Origin of the sequence: Sanguibacter antarcticus (assembly GCF_002564005.1) — a bacterium.
GTDB classification, from domain to species: domain Bacteria; phylum Actinomycetota; class Actinomycetes; order Actinomycetales; family Cellulomonadaceae; genus Sanguibacter; species Sanguibacter antarcticus.
Genome location: NZ_PDJG01000001.1, coordinates 151,349 through 177,484, shown reverse-complemented (window position 1 = coordinate 177,484; position 26,136 = coordinate 151,349). Strand labels below are relative to the sequence as shown.

Here is a 26,136-nt window from a genome sequence, read left to right as displayed (position 1 = left end):
TTGCGGGCTTACCTTCGATGGGTGAGACGACGGTCGTCGATCCAACGAGGAGGGCCAGACCGTGCGGGTTCTGAGAATTTCCCACAGCGCCGTGGTCGACGCGTGGCGTGAGCGCGAACGGCACGTCCGGGCAGCCGGGCACCCCGTCCGGTCCGTGTCCGCGACCGTCTGGGACGAGGGCGGCTCAGCCGTCTGGCTCGTCCCAGGTGCCGGCGAGGACGTCGTAGGCATACGGACCTTCGGGTCGCACCCCATCACGTTCCTCTACGACCCCGTCGCACTGTGGCGCGAGCTCGGGCGCCCCCACACCGTCCTCGACATCCACGAGGAGCCGTACTCGCTCGCGGCAGCCGAGATCTTGCTGCTCCGGGCCCTGCGCCCGGTCCGTGCGCCGTACCTGCTCTACTCGGCACAGAACATCACCAAGACCCACCCCCTGCCGTTTCGATGGATCGAGCGGCTGACGCTCCGCGGCGCGTCGGCTGTCTCCGTGTGCAACGACGAGGCGGGTCGGGTGCTGCGCGGCAAGGGCCTGCGCGCACCCGCCTGGACGATCGGGCTCGGTGTGGACACTGCGACGTTCCACCCGGCACCGGCGGGCACCCGGGCGGTGCGCCACCCGGGCGGCCCGATCCGCGTGGGGTTCGTCGGACGGCTCGAGGTCCACAAGGGTGTCCACGTCCTCGTCCGGGCTGCCGCCCGGGACGTCCGCCTGCACGTGAGCATCGCCGGTGGCGGACCGCTCGAGGCCACGATCCGCGAGCGCGTGGCCCGACCAGACCTCGCGGGCCGGGTCGAGCTCGTCGGTCACCTCTCCGGAGAGCGCCTGGCCGAGCACGTCCGTTCGCTCGACGTGCTCGCGGTGCCGTCCCTGCCCCAGCCCGGATGGGTGGAGCAGTTCGGGCGGGTCGCGGTCGAGGCGATGGCGAGCGGGGTCCCGGTCGTCGCGAGCGACAGCGGCGCGCTGCCCGACGTGCTCCAGGACGCCGGCCTGCTCGTCCCTGCCGGTGACGTGGAGGCGCTCCGGGACGCTCTCGTCACGGTGGGCACCCACCCCGGCCTGCGGGAGGAGCTCGTCGTTGCGGGCCTCGCTCGCTCGGCGGACTACACGTGGGAGAACATCGGGGCGCAGTACCTGCGGGTGTACCGCGAGGTGGCGACCGCGAGCACCCCGGTCGACGCCCCGCACCGGCCCCGGCCCGACGAGCTCACCCCGACCACGAGCGACCTCGAGATCGTCGTCGTCGCCTACGGGTCGGTCGAGCTCCTCGACCGCGCGCTCGCGCCGTTGAGCCACACCTACCGGGTCATCGTCGTGGACAACTCGTCCAGCCCGCTCGTCCGGGCGCTGTGCGAGCGTCACGGTGTGCGCTACCTCGACCCTGGGCTCAACAGCGGGTTCGCGGCCGGCGCCAACCACGGCCTGCAGGAGTGCCTCACCCCGGACGTCGACGTGCTGCTGCTCAACCCGGACGCGGTGGTCGAGCCGCAGGACGTCGACCTGCTGCGGGAGGCCTTGCACGCGGACCCGGGCCTCGCATCGGTGGGGCCGGCGCAGGTCGACGCGGACGGGCACGCGGCCCGGGTCGCGTGGCCGTTCCCGACCCCGCTGCGAACATGGCTGATCAACCTCGGGCTCGGGTCGCTCACCGCTCAGGACGACTTCGTCATCGGGTCGGTCCTCCTCGTCCGGGGAGCGGCGCTGGCCGACGTCGGTGGGCTCGACGAACGGTTCTTCCTCTACGCCGAGGAGACGGACTGGGCGCGTCGGGCACGGCACGCCGGGTGGCGCCACGGGGTCGTGCCGGGCGCGCGAGCCGTGCATCTCGGCGGAGCGACGAGCTCGGACTCCCGCCTGCGCGAGACGCACTTCCACGCGTCGCAGGAGCTCTACTTCCGCAAGCACTTCGGCGCGTCCGGATGGGCTGTCAACCGGTTGGGCGTCCTCGCCGGCACCGCGCTGCGCATGGTGCTCCTGCGCGGGGAGCGCCGAGCGGACGCGACACGACGCTTCGTGCTCTACGCGCGCGGCCCGGCTCGCGTGCAGCGCACGCTCCTGGCCCGCCCGTGAGCGCGGACCGGCTGCTCCGGGCGGTCCCGGCGCACCTCGTCCCGTTCGTCGTGTGCGCGGTCCTCGCTACCGTCGTCGTGAGCGTCGTCGTCGTCGTGGACCCGATGCTCGGGGTCGCGGCGGCGGCGCTCGTCGTCGTGCTCGCGCTCACCGCGACCGAGCCCGCCACCCTGCCGGTGCTCGCGCTCCCCACGATCATCGTCGTGGCACGGGTCGGTGGCGGCGGAGCAGACGGCGAGGGCGGGGTGGACCTCTCGGTGTCCGACCTCGTGCTCTTCGTCGCGTTCTGGGCAGCGCTCCTCCTGCGCACCCACCCGCTGAGCCGCGAGATGCGCTCCCTCGTGTGGTTCTCGGCGTTCTACCAGGCGAGCACGCTCTTCACCGTGCTGGTCAACCCGTACACGGCCAACGCCGTCGAGTGGTTCCACGCGTGGCTCCAGGTCGGGGGCGCGCTCCTCGTCGGATGGTCCATCGGCCGGGCAGGGCGCGGGAACGTCGCGCTCGGTCTCTTCCTCTGGGCGGCGGCCGTCTGCGCCGCAGCAGCGATCACACAAGCGGTGGTCGACCTCGCCGCGACCGGCACGTGGTCGCCCGTCTACCTCGAGTGGCCGCTCGACATGCACAAGAACCTCCTCGGAGGCGTCCTCGCGACCGCGGCCCTCATCGTCTACCAACGGCCCACGTGGCTGGGCTGGTCGACGACGTGGACCGTCCCCGCGTTCTGCCTCTTCTCCGCAGGTCTGCTCGCCTCGCAGTCTCGCCAGGCGATCCTCGGGCTCGCGATCGTCACGGTCGTCGTCGTGCTGCGTCACGAGCCCGGACGCCGCCGCCGGTCACCCGTCATCCTCGTCGCCATCGTCTCCGCGCTCGCCCTCGTGTGGTCGACGACGAGCGCCCAGCTCACCGACGGCAACGAGTTCAACTCGGCCAACCAGCGGCTCGCGTGGTACGCCGACTCCCTGCGCCTGTGGCAGGACCAGCCGTTCTTCGGTGCGGGCCTGCGATGGTGGACGACCGGACGCACCTCCTACGGGTTCCAGCCGCCGAACGCCGAGCTCGAGGTCCTCACCTCGGCCGGAGCCGTCGGCCTCGTCGGGTTCCTCGTCCTGTTCGTCGGCGTCCTCGTGGTGCTCTGGAGGGCGAACCCGGCCTACGGCACCCTGGCCTTCTGCGTCGTCCTCGGCCGGTTCGTCCAGGGCCAGCTCGACTTCTTCTGGGTCGCGGCCCAGGTGCCGATGCCGTTCGTCGTCGCCGGGATCTGTGTCGGTGCGCTGGCCCGCGCCGAGGAGCACGGCGACCCGCTCGCTGACGCGCTCGCGACCGCAGGCGCCCCGACGACCACCCAGGAGGCGCACCGGTGAACGACGCCCTACGGATCCTGCACGTGATCCGCTCCGACGCCTTCGCCGGCGTGGAGCGCCACGTCGCCAACCTCGCTGCGGCCCAGGCACGTGCCGGCCACCGGGTCAGGGTGGTCGGCGGCGACCTGACCTCGATGCGCACCGCGCTCGCCGGGCACAGCGTCCCTGTCGCCCCGGCATCGACGGTGCCCGCTGCGGCCCTCGCGGCATACCGCGTGTCCAGGTCCGGGAGCCGCCCCGACGTGGTGCACGCGCACATGACCGCAGCAGAGACCGCGGCGACGCTCGTCCCGACGCTGCGCGACGTCCCCCTCGTCGCCACCCGGCACTTCGCCCGACGCCGCGGGTCGAGCCCCCTCGCGCGACGGGTCGGGAACGTCGTCGCCGCCAGGATCGACGCGCAGGTGGCGATCAGCGACTACGTGGCCGACCGCATCGACGGCTGGTCGACGGTCGTCTACCCGGGCGTCCCTGTGCGCGACGCAACGACCGGTCCCCGACGACGCATCGTCCTCGTCGTCCAGCGTCTCGAGCCGGAGAAGTCCACGGACGTGGCGGTGCGAGCGTTCGCCGCCAGCGGGCTCGCGGCGCACGGATGGACGATGGAGATCGCCGGGGACGGCTCCCAGCGCCCGCACCTCGAGGCGCTCGCCGGAGACCTCGGCACCTGGGCCAGCACCCGGTTCCTCGGCGGACGCTCGGACTGCCCGGACCTCATGGACCAGGCGTCCGTGCTCCTCGCACCGTGCGCCGTCGACGGGCTCGGGCTCTCCGTCCTCGAAGCGATGTCCGGAGGGCTGTGCGTGGTCGCGGCAGCGGCCGGCGGGCACCTCGAGACGGTCGGCCGCGCCGACGCACCGCACCTCTTCACGCCCGGCGACCCGGACGACGCCGCACGCCGGCTGTGCGCCGTCGCCGACGACCCCGAGGCCGCACGCGAGCACGGCCTCGCGCTCCGCGCGGTCCAACGAGAGCACTTCACCCTGGACGCACAGGTCGCCGGCACCCTCGCCGTCTACCGCGCGGTGCTCGACGACCGGGCGCGCTGCGCCGCCACCCTGGGAAGGACCACCCTGACATGACCGATCTCGTCGTGGTGTCGCTCGAGCGCTGGGACGACGTGTGGCGACGCAACCAGATCCTGCTCGCGGGGCTGCTCGGTGCCGACCCGGACCTGCGCGTGCTCGTCGTCGAGCCGCCGGCCGACCCGCTCCACGCCCTCGCCGGCCGTCGACGTCCGCGGCGCGGCGCAGGCCTCGTCGCCCGCGGACGTGCCGACGGCGTGCCCGCCGGCCGGTTGTGGACCTATCAGCCGACCAAGTGGCTGCCACGGCGCGCCGACGCGTTCGTGGGCACGAGCGCCGACACGCGGATGGCGCACACCGTCCTGCAGGTCGCCCGGCGCCTGCACCTGCACGCACCGGTGCTGTGGGTCAACGACCCGGCGGGCGCGACCCTCGCCCGGGTCTCCTCGTGGCCGAGCCTCTACGACATCACGGACGACTGGCTCGCGGCACACCGCTCCCCTGCCCAGCTCGCACGGCTGCGCGACGACGAGGACTTCCTCATGGCGACGTGCCGCACGGTCGTCGTGTGCTCCGCAGCGCTCGCTCGCACGAAGGGCGCGATCCGCCCCGTCCGCCTCGTGCCCAACGCCGTCGACCTCGACGCCTTCCGGCGACCGCGCGCTCGCCCGCGCGACCTCCCGCCCGGCCGCGTCGCCCTCTACGCCGGCACCGTCCACCCCGACCGGGTCGACGTGGGGCTCTGCGTCCGCCTCGGCGACGAGCTCCGTACCACCGGCCTCGGCACGCTCGTGCTCGTCGGGCCGGCGCTCGTCTCCGAGCAGGACCGGACGCTCCTGCACGACGCAGGGGTCCAGGTCCTCGGACCGCGCCCCTACGCCACCGTGCCCGCATACCTCCAGCACGCCGACGTCCTCGTCGTCCCCCACGTGGTCGACCCGTTCACCGACTCCCTCGACCCCATCAAGCTCTACGAGTACCAAGCCGTCGCTCGACCCGTCGTCTCCACCCCTGTCGCCGGGTTCCGCGACCTCCACCACCCGGCGGTGCACGTCCTCGACAGCCGGGCGTTCGTCGACGGGGTGACGAGCGTGCTCGTCGGGCCGCCCCTGCCGCCCGGACCGCTGCCGCAGACCGCGACGATCCCGACGTGGGCGGAGCGGGTCACCGAGATGCAGGACGTCCTCGTCGGCCTCCGCGCGACGACCTGACGACGCGCTGGCCGCGCAGACCGCCCGACGGCCCGCTGGAGAGCACCGCGGACCAGGCACCGAGCACCGCCGCGCAGGTGCGGTCGATCATGAACTGCTCCTGCACACGGAGCCACGCGGCCCGGGCACGCTCGCGTGCGCCCACCGGGTCGTCGAGGACGTCGAGCACCGCCGCGGCGAGCGCCGCGACGTCCCCCGGCGGGACGAGCACGCCGAACGGCGTGCGGCGCGGTCCTGTCCCGGATCGTGCGGGACGCGCACCGGCCGCGCCGCGGCCACCGTCCGCGAGGAGGATCTCGGGCACGCCACCCGCGCAGGTGGCGACCACGGGGACGCCGCGCGCCATCGCCTCGACGACCACCTGACCGAACGGCTCGGCGACGGGTGACGCGTGGACGCACACGCTCAGCCCGTCGAGCTCGCCGACGGGGTCGTCGACGTGCCCGGTGAGCCGGACGCTCCCGCGCAGGCCGAGCGACCCCACGAGCGACCTCACCTCCGCCTCGTAGCCCTCCTCGCCGAACAGCGCCCCGCCGATGATGCGGAACGTCACCTGCGGATGGTGAGCCACGACGAGCGCGGCGGCCTGGACGAGCTCCCGCTGCCCTTTGGTCGCACCGACCCGCCCGACGATCCCGACGACCGGCGACCGAGGCTCGGTCCGCTCCGGCCACGGACGTACCTGCGTGGGCAGCAGGCCGGGGTAGGCGAGCGTCCACCGGCCTCTCGGCGGGCGGAGGGTCCCGGCGGTCGCCATGGAGTTCACGACGACGTGCCTCGGCACCACCCGGGCGAGAGCCCGCAGGAGCGCGGCGACCGGAGCCGGCATGTAGTCGGCGGCGATGCGGTCGTGGACGTGCCAGACGAGAGGCACCCGCGCGAGCAGCGCCGGGACCATGCACAGGAGGTCGGCCTTGAGGGTGGTCGCGTGGAGGACGTCCGGTGCCTGTGCGCGGACCGCGTGGGTCAGCCGTGCTGTGAACCGCACGACCTCGACCGCAGCGACGAGCGCGCCCCGCAGCGCGGACCACGACCGCAGCGACGCGTCGCGATGAGCAGTCCGGACGTCCGCGCGCAGCGGAAGGACCGCCACCTCGTGACCGTCTGTCTCGAGGCGCGCTCTCAGCGGCCCGTCCTCGAACAGCAGCACGGCCACCGAGGCGAGGCTCGGGTCGAGCGCACCGCACAGCCGCACGAGCGCAAGCTCGGCGCCCCCGGGTGCGGCGGTGTGCCCGACGACGAGGACGCGCGGCACGTCAACCAGCCGCGCGCGAACCGGACCGGGCAGCCGGCTCGGCCTCTCGAACCTGCCCACCATGACGACCACGGTCGAGGCGGCGAGGTGGGCGGGCCGGCACGATGACGTCGGGCACCGCGTCGGACGGCACCGCGAGGTCGGGCACCGCGAGGTCGGGCACCGCGTCGGACGGCACCGGGACGTCCGGCACCGTCTCGGAGGCCACCGCGTCGGGCTGCTCCGGCGCGTACGTCGAGGTGTAGGTCATCCGCTTGTCGGCCGTCCGCCCGTGGAGCGCGACCCCGATGAGCGTGACGTTCGCTCCCGCGAGGCGCGACGCGGCGTCCTCCAGGACGCTGCGGTCGGTGTGCCCGACGGTCGCGACGAGGACGACCCCGTCGGTGTACCCACCGAGGATGATGGCGTCCGCGGCCGCGAGCACGGGCGGTGCGTCGATGATGACCACCTGACCTGCTGCCCGTACCTGGTCGATCATGCGCCGGGCCGCAGCGCTGGCGAGGTAGTCGGCCGGGTCGAGGCTCGTCGTCGGCGCCGGCAGGTAGCGCAGCCCGTTGACGGCGGTGGGCCGGAGCGTGCCGAGCACAGGGCCGTCCTCGCGGTGCAGGTGCACAGGCTCGAGGTCCCCCTGCCCCCACCCGGGCGTCCTTGTCGGTTCCCAGCCGTCGGGCGCCGGGAGCAGGTCTTCGAGGTCGCTGCGCCGCAGGTCGCCGGACATGACGATCGTGTCCCGCCCGGACAGCGCCCAGGATGCCGCGAGGTTCGCGACGATGAAGCTCCGTGGCGCGTCCGGCTCCGTCGCGCTGACGACGATCGTCAGCGCTGCCCCCTCCTTGGCGGCCTGGATCGACGTGCGCAGCTCACGGATCGACTCGGTGAACGGGGTCGCCGACCTGCCGTCGACAGGCAGGAGCCCCGCGAGGGCCGCTGTTTGCGCGGACCGGCGCACGTCGGCCAGCTCGGCGAGGACGGGTGCCCCGGCGGTCGCCCGCGCGAGCTTGGCCGTCGAGATCGTCGAGTCGAGAGCGCGCCGCAGCAGCGCGAGGCCGCAGCCGAGAAAGACGCCTGCGAGGAGCGCGAGCAGGAGGACCGAGGCTGCGCCCATGCCGATGGGGGTCCCGCCGCCCGCCGCCTGCGCGAGAGCCGCCGGCGACCCCAGGCCTGCCGCGATGTTCTGCTGGGCCGCAAGAGCTCCGTACGACGACAGGACCGCGTCGAGGTCTGCAGCCACGATGGGGTCGGCGGGGCTCGCGAGCATCTCCGCCTGGAGGTCGAGCGCCCTGGTCCGCGTGCTCTCCATGTTCGCTTCCAGCGTCGTCAGCTCGGCCTCCCACCGTGCGTCGACGTACTCGACGTAGGCGTCGGCGAACGCGTTCGCCACGTCCGCCGAGCGCTCGTCAGAGAGCGCCTGCGCACCGATCGTCACGCGGGCCGTGACCGGGTCGTGCGACGCGTCGACGGACGCCGTGAGGTCCAGCGGCTGCGACCCGTCGCCCAGGATCTCGGCTGCCCTCTCCGCGACCTTCGCGGACGTGACATCGACCGGGTCGATCGTGACGACCGGCGGGCTGACGGTCGCCGCAGCCGGGGTGTCGATGCGGAACTGGACGGTCGCGACGCTGTGGAACGGCACCTCGCGCGTCGCGAGGTACGCCCCTCCCGCACACAGTCCGAGGAAGACGGCCGCGGCGACGAACCATCTCCCCACCCACAAGGTCCGGACGAGCTCTGTGAGCGTCATGCGAGGCTCCTTCCTGCTGTGACGTGCATGTCGTGACGGTCCAGCTCGCCGTCGACGACGGACCGCAGCCGAGACGTGAAGGCCGCGGCCGAGAACGTCCGAGCGTGACGCTGGAGCACGTCCGCCGCCCAGGTCGCCTCGAGCGTCTCCCCCACCGCGGCAGCGATCTCGTCGGGTCCAGGCCTGTCGAAGAACGTCCCGGTGGTGCCCTCGGCCACCGTGTCGAGGTAGCCACCGTCGCGGAGCACCACAGACGGGCGGCCGAAGGCCGCAGCCTCGAGGGGCGAGAGACCGTAGTCCTCGTAAGACGCCGCCACGAGCGCGATGCACGACCGATAGAGCCATCGCAGCTCGGCGTCGCTGACCCTGCCGAGGAGCAGCACGTTCCGGTGCCCGCCCGACGCGACGAGGCCGTCGAGACGTGCACGGTCCGGGCCCGAGCCGACGACGAGGACCACGAGGTCGGGACGTCTCGCGGCCGCCGCGACGACGGCGTCGACGTTCTTGTAGGGCAGGAGCCGTGCCACGCACAGGAGGAAGTCGTCGCCCTGGACGGACCGTCCGGTGGCGCTCCGGTCGAGGATCTCAGGACGCGACTCGTCCCCGGTCGGCAGGAGCGCCGGCGGCGGCGCGACGACCTCGGCGTCGATCCCGTAGGCGACCTGGACCGCCCTCTGCGTGACCGTGGAGTTGGCGAGGTAGACGTCTGCGGTGCGTGCGGCCTGCTCGTCCCAACGGCGCAACGGGCCCGACGCGACCCCGAGCATCCCGGTCGCCACCCACCGCGAGGCCCGCTGGGCGACAGACTCCCCGCGCCGCCCAGCACCGAGGTACCGGTCGCGCTGGTAGAGCCAGCGCGCGGGGGCGTGGCAGTAGACGACCTTGCTCCCCGAGGTGGGGAACCCGTGCGCCCACCCGGTCGAGCTGGCGAGCACCACGTCCGCGTCGATGACCTGCCGCGACACCGCGCGGGCGAGGAACGGCAGGGCATAGCGGTGGTGGCGGCGCAGCGGACCGAACCTGTTGAGGGAGGTGGTGCGGACATCGAGGTCGGCCATCTCCGGGAACGTTCCCGCGGCGTCGTACAGCGTCGTGTAGAGGGGAGAACCAGGAAAGGCGTCGGCCAGCAGGAGCGCGACCCGTTCGGCGCCCCCGCGCTGGGTCGCGTAGTCGTGTGCGAGCGCCACGCGTGCTGTCATGTCCCCACCCCGTCGCCGGTGCGACGACGCTCGCCGCACCTGCACCAGTCAAGCCACACGTGGCGACCGTGTCACGGGTGGAGGGGCCCGCATCGGGGCGACCGCAGGGATGAATCTGCGGCAGCCGCAGGCGGGAGGGGTGAGCAGCAAGGGGCGTCGGGGTGATCTTCCGGGTGACTCGCTCCAGGGGACGCCCGGAGGGTCACGCCGTCACGACTTCGTGTGGAACTTTCCCTGTGCTGCGAGGAGCCCCTCGGTAAGGATCATCTCGACCGCGTCGGCAGCGTCGTCGAGGAGGAACGGGAGCTCCTTGCGCTCGACCGTCCCGAAGTCCTTGAGCACGTAGTCCGCCGTGTCCATGCGCCCCGGCGGCCTGCCCACACCTGTCCGGACGCGCACGTAGTCACGGGTGCCGAGCGCCTTGGTGATGTCGCGGAGCCCGTTGTGCCCGCCTTCTCCCCCACCGCTCTTGCACCGGACGTCACCGAACGGGATGTCGACCTCGTCGTGGACCACGAGCACGTGCTCCGGTGCGACGTCGAAGTACTGGGCGAGCCCGGCGACCGGTCCGCCCGACGTGTTCATGTAGGTCGACGGCTTCGCGAGCACCACCCGGGGGCCGGGGGCCCCGCCCGGGAGGACACCGAGCCGCGCCTCGGCGACCGCTGCCCGGGACCGGTGTGCCGTGAACGTCGCCCGGTGACGGGCAGCGAGCAGGTCGAGGACCATGTGCCCGACGTTGTGCCGGTTCCCTGCGTACTGCGGTCCGGGGTTGCCGAGCCCGACGACGAGCCACAGGTGGTCGGTCATGGTCGGGTGCTCCTCGTGAACGTGTGCGGGACGGCGAAACGCCCGGTACCGAACGGTACCGGGCGTTGCTCGACCACGGTGGGGTGGTCGAGCTGCCGGGCGCTGGTCGCACCCGGCAGCGTTGTCGACTAGAGCGACGTACCGGTCTCGGCTGCTGCGGCGGACGCGGCGGCCTGCCCGGCAGCGACCTCGGCGGCAGCGGCGTCGTCGGCCGAGTTGTCCTGCGGCACGGAGATGAGAACGATGTAGGCGTTCGGGTCCGTAATGAGCGTTGCGCCCTCGGGGAGCGTGATGTCACGCGCGTAGACGGTCGCACCGGCGCCGAGGCCCTCGATGGACGCCTCGACGAAGCGCGGCAGGTTGGTCGCGAGCGCCTCGATGACGACGGACTGCGACTCGAGGATGTGGATCGTTCCAGGAGCGGCGTCGCCGACGATGTGCACGGCGACCTCGACCTCGACCTTCTCGCCACGCTTGACGATGAGGAGGTCGATGTGCTCGATGACGGCCTTGACCGGGTCGCGCTGGACGTCCTTGATGATCGCGAGCTCGAGGGCGCCGTCGAGGTCGATCTCGAAGAGGGCGTTCGCCTGCTTGAGGGCGAGCATCGTCTGGTGGCCCGGCAGCGCGACGTGCACGGGCGCGGTGCCGTGCCCGTAGAGGACTGCGGGGATCTGGTTGTTGCGACGGGTGCGGCGGGCAGCGCCCTTGCCGAACTCGGTGCGGGCCTCAGCGACGAGCTTGATCTCAGACACGTAGAACTCCAGGGGAAGTGGTGTGGGCCGACGAACGGGAGCAGTCGGCTGTCACATGCAGCGGCCGGGCAACACTGGGGATCGACCTCTACGGATGACGGGCGGTTGCATCGGCGCGGGACATGTGACGGACGCGCAGCAGCGACCGCCCAGTCGATTACGGAAATCTGCGATCATCTGGACCATCGCTGGTCTCACGGACCATCCCTGGTCGTGTCGCGGCCGTTCGTACGGCCCGTCAGACGTCCCTCGCCGAGGCAACCCGACCAATATACCTGTCGCTCACCGTGGCGTCGAACCTGCAGGCCCGGGGCGACGGACGCCCACGGGCCTGCAGAGGATCGTGCTGGTCGACCTGCGGTCAGGCGTTGCCGTCGAAGAGCGACGTCACGGAGCCGTCGTCGAAGACCTCGCGGATCGCACGGGCGAGCAGCGGCGCGATCGACAGCACGGTGAGCTTCGAGAACTGCTTGTCCGACGCGATCGGCAGCGTGTCCGTGACGACGACCTCGCGCGCCCCGCACTCCTGCAGCCGCTGAGGCGCGGGGTCGGAGAGCACCCCGTGGGTCGCAGCGACGATGACGTCCTTGGCTCCCGCGTCGAGCAGCACCCGGACGGCGGCGGCGATGGTGCCACCGGTGTCGATGAGGTCGTCGACGAGCACGCAGCTGCGCCCCTCGACGTCACCGACGACGCGGTTCGCTGCGGACATGTTCGGCTGGTGGATGTCGCGGGTCTTGTGGATGAAGGCGAGCGGCGCATCCCCGAGACGGGTCGCCCACTGCTCGGCGACACGGATGCGGCCAGCGTCTGGCGACACGACCGTAACGTCCGCGACGTTCACCCGGGTGCGGACATAGTCCGTGAGGAGCGGCATCGCCCAGAGGTGGTCCACCGGCCCGTCGAAGAATCCCTGCGCCTGCGACGTGTGCAGGTCGACGCTCATCATGCGGTCCGCGCCCGCCGTCTTGAAGAGGTCGGCCATGAGGCGGGCCGAGATCGGCTCGCGCCCACGGTGCTTCTTGTCCTGGCGACCGTAGCCGTAGAACGGCTGGACCACGGTGATCGTCTTTGCGGAGGCGCGCTTGAGCGCGTCGCACATGATGAGCTGCTCCATGATCCACTGGTTGATCGGCGAGGTGTGGGACTGCAGGACGAAGACGTCAGCACCTCGCACGCTCTCTCCGAACCGGACGTAGATCTCGCCGTTCGCGAAGTCGTACGCGCTGGTCGGGATGATCTCCGTTCCGAGCTCTCGTGCGACGTCCTTCGCGAGCTCGGGGTGGGCGCGCCCGGAGGCGAACACGAGTCGCTTCTCGCTGTCCGGGGAGATGATTCCTGTCATCGGTCGCGGTGTCCTTCTGTGGTGCCGGAGGTCCCGGGCCGCGGCGCAGCCTGGTCGGGGGAAGCGGTCGGCGGGCTCGGGACAGGCAGGCTCGCCTGGTCGGCCTGGGCTCGCTCGGCGCGGGCCTGTGCGCCGAGCATCGAGGTGTCGCGGTCTGACTCGAGACGGACCCGCTCGGCTGCGTGCGCGGCGTCCGTCCCTGGGCGACGACGCTCGACCCAGCCCTCGATGTTGCGCTGGGTGCCTGCCGAGACGGCGAGCGCGCCGGAGGGAACGTCGTTGCGGATGACCGAGCCGGCAGCGGTGTAGACACCGTCGCCGATGTGCACGGGGGCGACGAAGAGGTTGTCGGCGCCGGTCCTGCTGAAGGACCCGACGGTCGAGTGGTGCTTGGCGACGCCGTCGTAGTTGACGAACACGCTGGCTGCACCGATGTTCGTGTGCTCCCCGATCGTCGCGTCGCCCACGTAGGACAGGTGCGGGATCTTCGAGCCGTCACCGATGACGGCGTTCTTCGTCTCGACGAAGGTGCCGATCTTGCCGGCGGTGCCGAGGACGGTGCCGGGTCGCAGGTAGGCGAACGGTCCCACGACGGCGTCGCCGCCGATGACCGCGAGCGTGGCGTGCGTGCGCACGACAGAGGCGTGGACGCCCACCTCGACGTCGGTCAGGGTCGTGTCGGGGCCGATCGTCGCGCCCTCGCGGACGATCGTGGTGCCGTAGAGCTGGGTGCCGGGCAGGATCGTGACGTCCCGCTCGATCTCGACGTCGACGTCGACCCACGTGGTGCCCGGGTCGACCACCGTGACGCCTGCGCGCATCCAGTCGTCGAGGATCCGACGGTTGAGCTCGGCCCGCAGGACCGCGAGCTGGGCGCGGTCGTTGACGCCCTCGACGGCGAAGGGGTCGTCGGTGCGCACCGCGCGCACGGAGCCGCCCTGGGTCCTGGCGATCGCCAGGACGTCGGTCAGGTAGACCTCGCCCTGGGAGTTGTCTCGGTTGAGGTTCGCGAGCCCGTGCCGCAGCACGGCCGCGTCGAAGACGTAGATCGACGAGTTGATCTCACGGATCTCGAGCTGTTCGACGGTCGCGTCGCGGTGCTCGACGATACCGGTGACCTCGCCTGTCGACGGGTCGCGCACGATCCGGCCGTAGCCGGTCGCGTCGTCGATCTCGGTGGTGAGGACCGTGACCGCGTTGCCGTCGGCGGTGTGCGCTGCGAGAAGCTCGCTGAGCGTGCCGGAGTCGAGCAGCGGGATGTCTCCGGCGATGACGACGACCGCGCCGTCGAGCCCGTCGCCGACGCCGCGTCCCTCGTGCCCGTCCGGGATGCCGGCCTGCGCGGCCTGCGCCTGCGCCGCCGCGTCGAGCACGCTGAGCGCGCACTGGACGGCACGTCCGGTGCCAGGGATGTCGTCCTGGTCGACGACGAGGATCGAGGGGTCGATGCTCACCGCGTGGCTCGCCACCGCCTCGCGCTCGTGACGGACGACGACAGCCACACGTGCCGGGTCCAGCCCCTGCGCGGCAGCGACCGCATGACCGAGCATGCTGCGCCCCGCGAGGGGATGGAGAACCTTGGGTGTAGCAGAGCGCATCCGTGTTCCCTCGCCAGCGGCGAGGACGATGACGGCTGCGGGTTGAGCGGTGGTCACGAAAGGACTCCCGGTTGCTCGAGATCTCTGCCATGCAGGTGTGGCCGTGCGCCACGCCAGCTCCGCCCCCAGGACTCGAACCTGGACCAAGGGCACCAAAAACCCGTGTGCTGCCGATTACACCAAGGCGGAACGAACACCTCCGACCGTGCAGGCACGCGTCTCCGTCAGGTGGGTGACCGAACGATCACGGGACGAAGCCGCACGACACGCTCGTGGGTCCGGACCTCATTCTGCCAGGATTTTCAGGTGGACCAAACGCTCACGCGCGATGGCGTCCGGCATGATGGAGCCGTGGCCCTCGACAGCAAACGCATCCCCCGCTCGCGCATGACAGCCAAAGCACGCCGTGAGCAGCTGTTGGACGTGAGCCGTGCGCTCTTCGCGGAGAAGGGCTTCGAGGGGACGAGCGTCGAGGAGATCGCGGCTCGCGCGACCGTGTCCAAGCCCGTCGTCTACGAGCACTTCGGGGGCAAGGAAGGCATCTACGCGGTCATCGTCGACCGCGAGATCGAAGGGCTCACCACCGCTCTGACCGGCGCGCTCACCGCCGGAGGACACCCCAAGGTCCTCCTCGAGCGGACGGCGCTCGCGCTCCTGTCCTACATCGAGGCGTCCGAGGACGGCTTCAGGATCCTCGTCCGCGACTCACCCGTCGCGCAAGCGACGGGGACCTTCTCGAGCCTCATCGGGGACGTCGCGACGCAGGTCGAGCACCTGCTAGCCGACCAGTTCAAGCGCAGGGACCTCGACCCCAGCGTCGCCCCCATCTACGCCCAGATGCTCGTCGGGATGGTCGCGCTCACCGGTCAGCACTGGCTCGACGCGCGCAACCCCGACAAGACCGAGGTGGCCGCCCATCTCGTGAACCTCGCCTGGAACGGTCTCGCAGGGCTCGAGCGTGAGCCCGCCCTGCGGTCCTCGGTCCGGGACTGACGAGAGGACCACCCGTGCCCAGTCTTGAGATCGACTCCCTCTCGAAGACCTACGGTGCCTTGCGCGCCCTCGACAGCCTGTCGTTCTCGGTGGGCTCCGGCGAGATCTTCGGCTTCGTCGGGTCCAACGGTGCCGGGAAGTCGACCACCATGCGGATCGCTCTCGGCGTGCTCACAGCCGACTCGGGCGAGGTCCGCTGGGACGGGCGCCCCCTCGACCTCGAGGCGCGCCGCCGTGTCGGGTACATGCCTGAAGAGCGCGGCCTCTACCCGAAGATGAAGGTCGGGGAGCAGCTCGTCTACCTCGCTCGCCTGCACGGCCTCACGTCCAGCGCAGCCACGGCGTCCATGGAACGGTGGACCGAGGTCCTCGGCGTCGCGGGACGGCGCGGCGACGACGTGCAGAAGCTCTCCCTCGGCAACCAGCAGCGCGTCCAGCTCGCAGCGGCCCTCGTCCACGACCCGGACGTCCTCATCCTCGACGAGCCGTTCTCCGGGCTCGACCCGGTCGCCGTCGACGTCATGAGCAGCGTCCTGCGCGAGCGCGCCGACGCCGGCGCACCGGTCATCTTCTCCTCGCACCAGCTCGACCTCGTCGAGCGGCTCTGCGACCGCGTCGGGATCATCAAGGCCGGGTCCATGGTCACCCTGGGCAGCGTCGCCGAGCTCCGGTCCTCGACGGCGCCGCGCTGGCTCGTCGACGCGCCGGGCGCACCTCCCGGGTGGGCGAGCGCGCTGCCGGGCGTCACGACACTCTCGACCGACGGCACCCGGACCGTCGTCGAGGTCGGTGCAGCACCCGACGCCGAGCAGGCTGTCCTGCGTGCTGCGCTGGCCACCGGTCCGGTCCGCGAGTTCGCGCCGCAGCGCCCGAGCCTCACCGACCTGTACCGGCACGTCGTCAGCCACGAGGCCGAGACCACGGACGCGCCCGGCTCCACCACGGTGAGCGCGGCATGAGCGCCGGCGACCGTTCGTCCGGCACCTGGGATGCCGTCCGCCTCGTCGCGGGCCGGGAGATCGTGCAGCGCGCTCGGACGAAGTCGTTCGTGTGGACGACCGTCGTGCTCCTCGTGCTCATCGTCGCCGCCACGGTGGGCGCGTCGTTCGTCATCGGGTCCGAGAAGACCCTGCGCGTCGGGGTCACGGAGCAGACCGCCTCGCTGGCCGGTGCGATCACCGCGACCACCGAGAGCCTCGGCCCACGGGTCGAGGTCGACACGGTCACGGACGCCGACGGGCGCGCTCGGGTCGCCGACGAGAGCCTCGACGCGCTCGTGGTCGGGACGGCCGACGACTTCTCCGTCGTCGCCAAGACGACGCTCGACATCGACCTCACCACCGCCCTGAGCGTCCTCGACCAGCAGGCCGCCCTCGCGGCGGAGATCGACGCTCTCGGCGGTGATCCCGACACCGTGAGCGCCGCCGTCGCCTCCGCGGCGCTCGACGTCGAGTCGCTCGAGCCGCCGCCCGAGGTCGACGGCTCGCAGATCCTTGCGGCCTACGTCGTGGGCATCCTCCTGTTCGTCGCCCTCCAGACCTGCGGCCAGATGGTCGCGCAGGGCGTCGTCGAGGAGAAGACGAGCCGGGTCGTCGAGCTGTTGCTCGCCACCCTGCGACCGTGGCAGCTCATGACCGGGAAGGTCGCCGGCATCGGAGCCATCGGGCTCGCCCAGGTCGCGCTGCTCACCGGCACGGGCGTCGCCGCATCGAGCCTGCTGGGCCTCACCGACTCGATCTCGGTGGACCTGGGCTCGACAGCCCTGTGGGCGACCACGTGGTTCGTCGTCGGGTTCACGATGTACGCGCTCCTCTTCGCAGCGCTGGCCGCGCTCGTCTCGCGACAGGAAGAGGTCGCGTCCGTCACGTCGCCGGTCCTCGTCCTCATGATGCTCCCGTACATCGTCGGAGTCTCTGTGGCCCCCTGGGCGCCGGACAACCCGCTCGTGGCCTGGCTCTCCTACCTGCCGTTCACGTCACCGCTCATCATGCCGATCCGCGTCGCACTCGGTGCGGTGCCCGACTGGCAGGTGTTCGCCGTGCTCGCCGGGAACCTCGCGGTCGTCCCGTTCCTCGTGTGGTTCAGCAGCCGCGTCTACAGCAACGCGGTGCTCCGCACCGGCAGCCGGATCAAGGTCAGAGACGCGTTCAAGGCCGCCTGAGCGCCGCGGCCTGTCTGTCAAGACTCTTGACGTCAAGTAATCTCCACCTATGGAGCGTCAGCAGCCGCACGAGGACGAGGTCGACCGGATCACCGCCGCATGGCGCCGCGTCCGACCTGACCTCGACGTCTCGCCGCTGGCCGTCCTCTCGCGCGTGAGCCGCCTCAACCGGCACCTCGACATCGCGCGCCGCGGTGCGTTCGCCCGCTACACCCTCGAGCCGTGGGAGTTCGACGTCCTCGCCGCGCTCCGCAGGTCCGGCGAGCCGTACGCGCTCTCGCCCGGCGCGCTCCTCACCCAGACGATGGTCACGAGCGGCACGATGACCAACCGCATCGACCGGCTCGAGACACGCCTCTTCGTCGAACGGCTCCCCTCGCCGGGCGACCGCCGCGGCGTCCTCGTGCGGCTCACCCCGTCTGGGCTCACGACCGTCGACGCGGCGTTCTCCGACCTGCTCGACGTCGAGCACCAGGTCCTCGCGGTCCTCGACCCGGCCGACCAGCCAGAGATCGCCGACCTGCTCCGGCGCCTCGTGGCGCAGTTCGACGAGCTGACCTGAACCTGCCGTGACCAGCCCGTCCTGACGCGACTCAGCCGGCGGTCTCCGCGACGACCATCCACTCGTCTTCGAGCGCGTCCTTCTCGGCTCCGAGAACCTTGAGCTCCGCGTCGAGCGCCGCGACCGCCGTGTGGTCGGTGGCCTGCGCCGCCATCTTGTCGTGGACCCGCGTCTCGAGCTCTGCGATCTTGCTCAGGCGGCGCTCGATCCGGTTGATCTCCTTCTTCGCGGCCCGCACCTCGGCACCGCTCGGAGCAGCGGCGCCGTCGTCACCGGCTCCGTCCGGGGCGCCCGCGCTCGTCGACGGCGCGGAGCCACCGCTGTCACGCAGCGCGATCGCGGCGTTCCGCAGCTCGAGATACTGCTCGACTCCCCCCGGCAGGTCGCGCAGCGTGCCGTCGCCGAGGAGAGCGATCTGCCGGTCGCAGACCCGCTCGAGCAGGTAGCGGTCGTGGGACACGACGATGAGCGTCCCCGGCCAGCCGTCGAGCAGGTCCTCGAGCGAGGCGAGCGTGTCCGTGTCGAGGTCGTTCGTCGGCTCGTCGAGCAGGAGCACGTTGGGCTCCCCGACGAGCAGGCGCAAGAGCTGGAGCCGACGACGCTCTCCACCCGAGAGGTCTCGGACGAGCGTCGACGACCGCTCCCGCGTGAAGCCCAGCCGCTCGACGAGCTGAGCCGCGGTGAGCTCCTTGCCGTCGACCTCGACGGTGCGCTTCTCGCGCTCGATCACCTCGAGCACCCGCAGCCCGGCGATCTGGTCCAGCTCGTCGACGTCCTGCGTCAGCTCGGCGACGTCGATGGTCTTGCCGCGCTTGACGCGGCCCGACTCCGGGACGGAGCGCCCCGAGAGGAGCTTGAGGAGCGTCGTCTTGCCCGCACCGTTGACGCCGACGATCCCGTACCGGTCGCCCGGACCGAGACGCCACGTCACGTCGTCGAAGAGCACGCGCCCGTCAGCGTTCGCCGACCCGTCCGCGTTGGGCACGCGCAGAGTGACGCCCTCGAGGTCGAGCACGTCCTTGCCGAGCCGCTTCGTCGCCATCCGCGTCAGCTCGAGCGGGTCGCGCGGCGCCGGCTCGTCCGCGATGAGCGCCGCCGCCGCGTCGAGCCGGAACTTCGGCTTCGACGTGCGGGCGGGTGCCCCGCGCTGCAACCAGGCGAGCTCCTTGCGGAGCAGGTTGTTGCGCTTCTCCGCCGTGACCGACGCGGCACGCGCACGCTCGGCCCGCGTGAGCACGTAGGCCGCGTACCCGCCCTCGTACCCCTCGACGGCACCGCTGCCGTCACCGGTGACCTCCCACATGCGGGTGCACACGGCATCGAGGAACCACCGGTCGTGGGTCACGACGACGAGCGCGCCGCGGGCTCCCTGACGGGCGTACCGCTCGCGCAGGTGCTCCGCGAGCCACGCCACGCCCTCGACGTCGAGGTGGTTGGTCGGCTCGTCGAGGAAGATCACGTCGTGCTCGGCGACGAGGAGCGCCGCGAGCGCGACCCGGCGACGCTGCCCGCCCGAGAGCGCGTCCGCGTCCTGGTCGAGGTCGAGATCGCCCAGGAGCCCCATGTGCACGGACCGGATCTTCGCGTCCGTCGCCCAGGTGTGCTCCTCGGCGTCGCCGAACACGACGTCGCGGACGGTCTGGCCGGGCACCACCTCGTCGCGCTGGTCGAGCATCCCGACGGACAGGCCGCCGACCTGTGTCACCCGGCCGTCGTCCGGCGTGAGCTTCCCGGAGAGCAGACGCATGAGCGTCGACTTGCCGGCACCGTTGGGGCCGACGACCCCGATCCGGTCCCCGTCGTCGATCCCGAGACTGATGCCGTCGAGCAGCGTGCGCGTACCAGCCATGAAGCGCAGACCGTCAGCGCCCAAGAGGTGAGCCAATGTACTTCTTCCGTCGGACGTACGTGGAGGACCGCTCGTGAGCGGTCAGAGGATGACGCGGGCGCCGGGCACCGGGCCCGACGCGCAGACTGCAGACTCGCACACCCCTGCGAGAGTCATCTCCGCAGCGATCGCGAGCGCGTGCTGGTGGCTGCGCCCGAGCGCAGCCACGGTCGGCCCAGAGCCCGAGACGACGACCCCGAGCGCCCCGGCGTTGGCCGCCGCACCTATTGTCTCAGCAAGGTCGGGGGCGAGGTCGATCGCCGGCCCCTGGAGGTCGTTCGACAGCGCGAGGCCGAGCCGGGGCGCGTCACCGGCACGCAGCGCCGCCATGAGTGCCGTGTCCGCGTCGGGCGCCAGATCACGCCCTCGGCCGACGATCTCGTCGAAGTGCCGGAAGACGTCAGGGGTCGAGAGGCCTTCGGCGCGGAGCGCGAACGCCCAGTGGAACGTCCCCCGGACCATCGCCGGCGTGAGGACGTCGCCGCGTCCCGTGCCCACCGCGGTGTGCCCCTGGAGCGCGAACGGTACGTCGGCGCCCAGCGTGGCGGCGACCTCGGCGAGCTCCTCCCGGGTCAGTCCCGTGCCCCACAGGGCGTCGAGCGCGACGAGCGCTGCCGCCGCGTCTGCAGACCCGCCTGCCATGCCGCCCGCCACCGGAACACCCTTGGTGATCTCGAGCAGCGCGCCCCGGTCCGTACCGGTGCGGTCGGCGAGCGCTCGAGCCGCCCGCAGCGCAAGGTTCGTCCCGTCGAGCGGCACGTACTCCGCCCCCGGCCCGGTCACCGTGAGCGAGAGGTCGTCCGCCTCGACCGCGACGACCTCCTCGTACAACGAGACCGCCTGGAAGACCGTGATGAGCGGGTGGTAGCCGTCGTCCTCGCGCGGTCCTACGTGCAGCGACAGGTTGACCTTCGCGGGTGCCCGGACCTTGACCGCGGTGCGCGCCGCCGTGACGAGCGTCGGCCCGGTCACGCGCCGCCCTCGGCAGTCTCCGTGGCAGCGGCCTCCAGCGCCTCGGCGATCCGCGCGAACTCCGCGACGGTCAGGCGCTCACCGCGAGCGCCGGGGTCGACGCCCGCGGCCTCGAGCGCCGACTGCGCCGCAGCCGGCGAACCGGCGAGGCCGGAGAGCGCTCCGCGGAGCGTCTTGCGGCGTTGGGCGAAGGCCGCGTCGACGACCCGGAAGACACTCTGCCTGGAGGCTGTGGTCTGCGGGTGGTCCCGGCGCTCGAGGAGGACCAGCGCCGAGTCGACGTTGGGCACCGGCCAGAACACGGACCGTCCGATCGTCGCGGTGCGCCGGGCGCTCGCGTACCAGGCGGCCTTGACGGAGGGGATGCCGTACGTCCGGTTGCCGGGTGGGGCCGCGAGCCGGTCTGCGACCTCTGCCTGGACCATGACGAGGACGCGGTCGAGAGAGGGGAAGCGCTCGAGGAACGTGAGGAGCACGGGGACGGCGACGTTGTACGGGAGGTTCGCGACGAGCGCCGTGGGCGGCGGGCCGGGAAGCTCCTTCACCGTGAGCGCGTCCTGCACGACGACCGTGAGCCGGTCGGCCTGCTCGGGGGCCATCTCGCGGACGGTGAGCGGCAGCTGTGCGGCCAAGACAGGGTCGATCTCGACGGCGACGACGCTCACTCCTGCCTCGAGGAGACCGAGCGTCAAGGAGCCGAGCCCTGGGCCGACCTCGACGACGTGCTGCCCTGCCTCGATGCCCGCGGAGCGCACGATCTTGCGGACGGTGCCTGCGTCGTGGACGAAGTTCTGACCGAGGGTCTTCGTGGGCCGGACACCAAGACGCCCTGCCAGGTCACGGATCTGCACCGGACCGAGCAGGGCGTTCAGGGTGTTCGTCATACGGATGAGCCTAGATGCTCATCGGGGAGAAGGTCGTCAGGCGCCCGTTCGCGAACGCCTGACGCACCGTCTCAGCGCAGGCCGAGCTTGGACGAGCAGGCAGGCCACTGGCCCCAGCCCGAGCGCGCCTGGAGCGCCTGTGCGAGGCGTGTCTGCTCAGCAGCGGACGCCTGCGACGGCAGGCCAGCGCCGCCGAGGCTCTGCCACGTACCGACCGAGAACTGGTAGAGGCCGTGGTAGAGACCGTTGCTGCTCACGATCGTCGGGTTTCCGCCGGACTCGCACTGCGCGAGGCGGGACCAGACGTCGCCGGTGACGACCGCAGGAGCGGGCTCGGTGGCGGTCGTCGTGGGTGCCGAGGTGGTGGGTGCCGACGGGGTGGTGACCTTCGGTGCGACGACGACCGGTCGTTCCTTCGTGCCCTTGACGAGCACCTTCGTCACGGGCTCGGTCGTGGTCGTGTCGGAGACCAGGGTCCGTGACTCCTCGACGCCGTCGACCTTCGTCACAGAGTGCACGGTCGTCTGGACGCCCTCGACGCCCTCGACCTTCGTCACCACGGCGAGGTCCTCGTAGCGCGTGGCGTCCTCTTCGGTGACCGTCTCGAACGGGATCGGCGCCTCGACCGCTTCGTCGGCGACGGCGACACGGTTGACCACGATCGTCAGCTGGGTGTCGTCGACGCGCGGGTCGGCGATCACGTCGGCTGGGGCGGTGGCGTCGTCGGCAGGAGTCTCTGCGGGCGCTGCCTCAGCGTCTGCAACCTGCTGCGCGGCGAGCTCGGCGGCCTGCTCCTGCGCCTTGAGCGCTTCCGGGGTCGGCAGGTGCTGGACGGTGACCCGGTCGAGGTCTCCCAGCTCCACACCGGCTTCGGCGAAGATCGTCTCGAGCCCGACGGAGCCGTCGTCGATGCGTGTGGTCTCGCCGTCGACAAGGAGGTCCACAGGGCCGTCGATGCTCAGCCGGAGCCCGACCGCGGTGCGGCCGTCGGCTGCGGAGCGCGACGCGACGAGACGCACGTCGCTCCGTGAGGCGTAGGCCTCGAGCAGCTCCTCAGCATCGACCGCGGTGGTCGTGATCTCGCTGGCGACGCCGTCCTGCTCGAGCGTGATCTGACGTCCGTAGCGGACCACGACGTCGGAGCTCTCCGTGAGCTCGGCGCTCGCCGCCGGGGCGACGAGGTCATCGTCACCGACCGCGATCCCCTGCTCGGCGAGGACGCCACCGACGGAGCCCGACAGCGTGGACACCGTCGTGACGGTGCCGTCGACGTCGAGGGTGATGGTCTTGTGCGCATCCGCGTAGACGGCGGTCCCGCCACCGACCAGAGCGAGCGCGAGGCCGCCTCCGACGATCAGTGCGGTACGGCGACGGCGTCGGCCGGGGCGTGCTGTGGCGGAGGGAGCGCCGTCGAGGCTCGCGGCCTCGGAAGAGAGTGGGGCGGCCGCGGGGCGGCTCGCATCGGTCGTGCTGGTCGAGCCGAAGGAGCTCGTGGAGCCCGGGGTGCTGGGGGTGCTGGGGGTGCTCAGGGTGCTGTGCGGCGCAGAGCCGCGGAAAGGGTTCTTCAAGTGGTGTCCAGACGTGGAGCCTTCCGGGCACAAGATCGTCGCTGCGGCTGCTGCCGTCGCCCGTGGGCGTCGCGTCTGTCCTGATCCGGCCATCGTGCCGGCGGCTGGCGTCGTGACGCCCGTCTAGCCGGCTGCGCCCTGGGTCGATCGCTCCAGAGGGAGACGGTCGAGCGGGTCCAGGCAACGATCGACCGTAACCGTTCCGTGATGTTCCGCCAACCCGTGCCCCGCGCGTGCAGGCGCTTTCCTCACGGCTCGCCGAGAGGCCGAACCTGCCCGATCCGGTGCAATACCGCCGTTGCGCGCCTGCTCGACGACACGCCGTCGGGAGGGTGAAACTTCACCCGGTAGATCAGTACCAGCCGGACGACTGAGAGTGGGCCCACGCCCCGCACGGGGTGCCGTAGCGGCCTTCGATGTAGTTGAGCCCCCACGTGATCTGGGTCGCGGCGTTGGTCCGCCAGTCCGAGGCCACGCTCGCCATCTTGGAGCCGGGGAGCGACTGCGGGATCCCGTAGGCACCGCTCGAGGCGTTCTCGGCGGTGACGTTCCAGTTGCTCTCCTTGGTCCAGAGGCTCTCGAGGCAGGCGAACTCGTCGGCCCCGTAGCCGCGCTCGAGCGCCATTGACTGCCCGAGCGCCCGTGCAGACCCTGAGTCGATGACGACGGTCGTCGGGTCGGGCAGCTCGAGCGTCCCGATGCTGACGAGCTCGTCGCGCGGAGCCACGATCACCTGCCGAGCGACGACGGTCCGCTCAGACTCGACCCCGTCGACGAGCGCGATGTCATAGGTCGTGACCGCCTGACCGACCCGGCCGGTCTGCTTCACCACACGCTGCCCGACGACGATCGATGCGTCCTCCGTCTCCTCGACGGTGAACGGGAGCACCTCGGTCTCGGTCGTGGTGCTCGCGGCGACACGGCCGACGGTGATCACCTGACCGTCCACCGGGGTGGTCTCGAGCTCAGGGCTGACCACGTCGCCCGGGCTGAGGACGACGCCAAGGTCGCTGAGCACGTCACGCACCGATGCCGCCGTGGTCGAGCGCTCGATGAGCTGGCCGTCGATCGAGACGGTGAGGTTCTTGACCGTGGAGATCTTCAGTGTCGACCGACCGACTGCTTCGGAGCGAGACGCCGACACGGTCGCTCCCTCTGTTCGCGGTCCGAGCTCGTCGAGCACCTCGCCCACCGTGAGCGCGGTCGACGCGATCGTCTGCATCTCGCCGTCGATCTCGATCTGGATGTCTTTGAGGGTCCGCACCACGATGAGGTCGCCGTCGTTGACGATCGTCGAGCCTTCCGGGTAGATCTTGTCGTTCGCGCTCAGGTCGACGACCTGACCGGCGAGGACGTCGTCGACCGTCCGTCCGAAGACCGAGACGGTCCGGACGTCGCCGTTGACCTCGAGCGTCACGCTCTTGTGCAGCGTCGTGAAGGCGGTGGTGCCGCTGACGATCGTCGCGAGGATCACCGTCTGTGCGACCAGGCGTACAGGGCGTGGTACTTGGGGCGCAGCACCCCGGACGCCTCGCAGGTTACCGATCACGTGTGGGCTGACCCTCTCGGTCGTCGGTCTCGGCTGCCCGTCGCAGCTCTCGTTGTCACGGCTGTCGCAGCCGGCGTTGGTCGCAGCTGTCGAGGCGCTGGACGTACTCCGGCCGACACACGTGCTGCCCTACGGTAGCGGAGCCGAGCACGAAGAGCAGCCCCCAGACAGTCAGGACGACGAACTCTCACGAACGCTTCATGCGCGTCCGTGCGCGCCGACCAGCTTCGACTGCTCGGCGAGATGCTCTCACCAGGGCCCGTAGAGCCTCTCCGAGGTGGCGGACACGGTGTCGCAGACGGTCGCCAGGTCCACGTCGTGCACCGCGGCGATCGTCCGCAGGGTCACTGGGACGAGGTACGGCGCGTTCGGTCGCCCGCGGAACGGGTGCGGTGTGAGGTACGGCGCGTCCGTCTCGACGAGGACCTGGCTGAGAGGCGTCCGCCGCAGCGCCTCGCGCAGCCCGTCGTTCGCGCCGAAGGTGACCGGGCCGGCGAACGAGAGGAACCAGCCCTCGCGCACGCAGTGCTCCGCCATCGCCGCGTCGCCGGAGTAGCAGTGGAAGACCGTGCGGTCCGGGGCCCCGTCCTTCGCCAGGACGTCGAGGACCTCGGCGTGCGCGTCGCGGTCGTGGATCTGCAGCGCGATCCCGAGCTCTTTGGCGAGCGCGACGTGCGCACGGAACGCCTCGCGCTGCACGGCCACACCTCGCTCCCCGGTCCGGAAGAGGTCCATGCCGGTCTCCCCGATCGCGCGGACACGATCGTTCGTGCGGGCGATGCTCGCGATCTCGGCGATCGCGGTGTCGAGGTCCACACCGTGGTGCTCGCGGACGGACGGGTCGAGACCGTCCGGGCCCACCTCACGGACGCCCGCGTGCAGAGGGGCCTCGTTCGGGTGGATGGCGACCGCTCCGACGAGCGCGGGGTGCTCGCGCACCGCCGCGTCGGTCCACCGGGCCGCCGGCAGGTCGCACCCCACCTGGACCATCCGCGTCACCCCGACCGCGGTCGCGTCCGCGATCAGCTGCGCGACGGTGGGGACAGGCTCACCGTCGGCCAGGACCTGCGCGATCGAGTCGAGGTGGGTGTGGTTGTCGACCACCGGGCGCGGCAGCACCTCAGGTGCTGGTGGCCAGCTCCGGTCACGCACTCGTGCCATGAGTAGGCTCCTGCCGTCGCCGCCGGC

At 71.6% G+C, this 26,136-nt stretch carries 21 protein-coding genes and 1 tRNA gene; 8 read left to right on the top strand and 14 right to left on the bottom strand.

The features are described from left to right. Positions 1-61 precede the first annotated feature (61 nt). Genes ATL42_RS00805 through ATL42_RS00790 form a run of 4 tightly spaced genes read left to right on the top strand, consistent with a single transcriptional unit; the run spans position 62 to position 5,668 of the window. Complete coding sequence (locus tag ATL42_RS00805; RefSeq protein WP_098453726.1) at positions 62-2,071, top strand: glycosyltransferase; 2,010 nt, start codon at positions 62-64, stop codon at positions 2,069-2,071. Further along, the gene (locus ATL42_RS00800) at positions 2,068-3,432 is read left to right on the top strand and encodes an O-antigen ligase family protein (protein ID WP_143556661.1); all 1,365 of its coding nucleotides are present in this window, start codon (positions 2,068-2,070) and stop codon (positions 3,430-3,432) included. The genes ATL42_RS00805 and ATL42_RS00800 overlap by 4 nt, the downstream gene beginning before the upstream one ends. Continuing rightward, a complete protein-coding gene (locus ATL42_RS00795; protein ID WP_098453724.1) occupies positions 3,429-4,514 on the top strand; it encodes a glycosyltransferase family 4 protein in 1,086 nt (361 codons plus the stop codon). Before ATL42_RS00800 ends, ATL42_RS00795 begins: the two co-directional genes overlap by 4 nt. Beyond that, positions 4,511-5,668, top strand: coding sequence for a glycosyltransferase (locus ATL42_RS00790; RefSeq protein WP_098453723.1), 1,158 nt, complete (start codon positions 4,511-4,513; stop codon positions 5,666-5,668). The genes ATL42_RS00795 and ATL42_RS00790 overlap by 4 nt, the downstream gene beginning before the upstream one ends. Here the strand turns inward: ATL42_RS00790 and ATL42_RS00785 are convergent. From ATL42_RS00785 to ATL42_RS00750, 8 genes are all read right to left on the bottom strand, one after another. Continuing rightward, positions 5,622-6,923 (bottom strand): glycosyltransferase, encoded by a 1,302-nt coding sequence (locus ATL42_RS00785; RefSeq protein WP_169925301.1) that lies wholly within the window; start codon positions 6,921-6,923, stop codon positions 5,622-5,624. The two genes, ATL42_RS00790 and ATL42_RS00785, sit on opposite strands and share 47 nt — an antisense overlap. 1 nt (position 6,924) lies before the next feature. Beyond that, a complete protein-coding gene (locus tag ATL42_RS00780) occupies positions 6,925-8,664 on the bottom strand; it encodes a tyrosine-protein kinase domain-containing protein (protein ID WP_098453721.1) in 1,740 nt (579 codons plus the stop codon). Further along, positions 8,661-9,863 carry a glycosyltransferase gene (locus ATL42_RS00775; RefSeq protein ID WP_098453720.1) on the bottom strand — a complete coding sequence of 401 codons (1,203 nt, stop codon included), beginning with the start codon at positions 9,861-9,863 and terminating at the stop codon, positions 8,661-8,663. Before ATL42_RS00775 ends, ATL42_RS00780 begins: the two co-directional genes overlap by 4 nt. Before the next feature lie 210 nt (positions 9,864-10,073). Then, on the bottom strand, positions 10,074-10,673 hold the full coding sequence (pth, locus tag ATL42_RS00770; RefSeq protein ID WP_098453719.1) for an aminoacyl-tRNA hydrolase: 600 nt from the start codon (positions 10,671-10,673) through the stop codon (positions 10,074-10,076). A gap of 128 nt (positions 10,674-10,801) precedes the next feature. Continuing rightward, positions 10,802-11,428, bottom strand: coding sequence for a 50S ribosomal protein L25/general stress protein Ctc (locus ATL42_RS00765; RefSeq protein WP_098453718.1), 627 nt, complete (start codon positions 11,426-11,428; stop codon positions 10,802-10,804). A gap of 361 nt (positions 11,429-11,789) precedes the next feature. After that, positions 11,790-12,773: a ribose-phosphate diphosphokinase gene (locus ATL42_RS00760; RefSeq protein WP_098453717.1), complete on the bottom strand. Its 984-nt coding sequence runs from the start codon at positions 12,771-12,773 to the stop codon at positions 11,790-11,792. Further along, entirely contained in the window at positions 12,770-14,428 is a 1,659-nt protein-coding gene (gene glmU, locus ATL42_RS00755; RefSeq protein WP_098453716.1) for a bifunctional UDP-N-acetylglucosamine diphosphorylase/glucosamine-1-phosphate N-acetyltransferase GlmU, read from the bottom strand. Before glmU ends, ATL42_RS00760 begins: the two co-directional genes overlap by 4 nt. Positions 14,429-14,488: 60 nt before the next feature. Further along, a tRNA-Gln gene (locus ATL42_RS00750) sits at positions 14,489-14,560 on the bottom strand. Between the two features lie 198 nt (positions 14,561-14,758). Here ATL42_RS00750 and ATL42_RS00745 point away from each other — a divergent pair. Genes ATL42_RS00745 through ATL42_RS00730 form a run of 4 tightly spaced genes read left to right on the top strand, consistent with a single transcriptional unit; the run spans position 14,759 to position 18,087 of the window. Further along, positions 14,759-15,364: a TetR/AcrR family transcriptional regulator gene (locus ATL42_RS00745; protein ID WP_098456225.1), complete on the top strand. Its 606-nt coding sequence runs from the start codon at positions 14,759-14,761 to the stop codon at positions 15,362-15,364. A 14-nt stretch (positions 15,365-15,378) separates the two neighbouring features. Continuing rightward, positions 15,379-16,323, top strand: coding sequence for an ABC transporter ATP-binding protein (locus tag ATL42_RS00740; protein WP_098453715.1), 945 nt, complete (start codon positions 15,379-15,381; stop codon positions 16,321-16,323). Further along, positions 16,320-17,525 (top strand): ABC transporter permease, encoded by a 1,206-nt coding sequence (locus ATL42_RS00735; RefSeq protein ID WP_098453714.1) that lies wholly within the window; start codon positions 16,320-16,322, stop codon positions 17,523-17,525. The genes ATL42_RS00740 and ATL42_RS00735 overlap by 4 nt, the downstream gene beginning before the upstream one ends. Before the next feature lie 49 nt (positions 17,526-17,574). After that, complete coding sequence (locus ATL42_RS00730; protein WP_098453713.1) at positions 17,575-18,087, top strand: MarR family winged helix-turn-helix transcriptional regulator; 513 nt, start codon at positions 17,575-17,577, stop codon at positions 18,085-18,087. 31 nt (positions 18,088-18,118) lie between these two features. On the opposite strand, the gene ATL42_RS00725 is transcribed toward ATL42_RS00730, so the two are convergent. The 6 genes from ATL42_RS00725 to ATL42_RS00700 form a co-directional block, all read right to left on the bottom strand. Then, a complete protein-coding gene (locus ATL42_RS00725; protein WP_098453712.1) occupies positions 18,119-19,972 on the bottom strand; it encodes an ABC-F family ATP-binding cassette domain-containing protein in 1,854 nt (617 codons plus the stop codon). 45 nt (positions 19,973-20,017) lie between these two features. Continuing rightward, entirely contained in the window at positions 20,018-20,947 is a 930-nt protein-coding gene (locus ATL42_RS00720) for a 4-(cytidine 5'-diphospho)-2-C-methyl-D-erythritol kinase (RefSeq protein ID WP_098453711.1), read from the bottom strand. Then, positions 20,944-21,831 carry a 16S rRNA (adenine(1518)-N(6)/adenine(1519)-N(6))-dimethyltransferase RsmA gene (gene rsmA, locus ATL42_RS00715; RefSeq protein ID WP_098453710.1) on the bottom strand — a complete coding sequence of 296 codons (888 nt, stop codon included), beginning with the start codon at positions 21,829-21,831 and terminating at the stop codon, positions 20,944-20,946. The genes ATL42_RS00720 and rsmA overlap by 4 nt, the downstream gene beginning before the upstream one ends. A gap of 71 nt (positions 21,832-21,902) precedes the next feature. Further along, entirely contained in the window at positions 21,903-23,399 is a 1,497-nt protein-coding gene (locus tag ATL42_RS00710; protein WP_098453709.1) for a resuscitation-promoting factor, read from the bottom strand. A gap of 352 nt (positions 23,400-23,751) precedes the next feature. Next, positions 23,752-24,948, bottom strand: a complete 1,197-nt coding sequence (locus ATL42_RS00705; RefSeq protein WP_245861922.1) for a resuscitation-promoting factor — start codon at positions 24,946-24,948, stop codon at positions 23,752-23,754. Between the two features lie 249 nt (positions 24,949-25,197). Next, positions 25,198-26,109: a TatD family hydrolase gene (locus ATL42_RS00700; RefSeq protein ID WP_098453708.1), complete on the bottom strand. Its 912-nt coding sequence runs from the start codon at positions 26,107-26,109 to the stop codon at positions 25,198-25,200. Between the last annotated feature and the right edge of the window lie 27 nt (positions 26,110-26,136).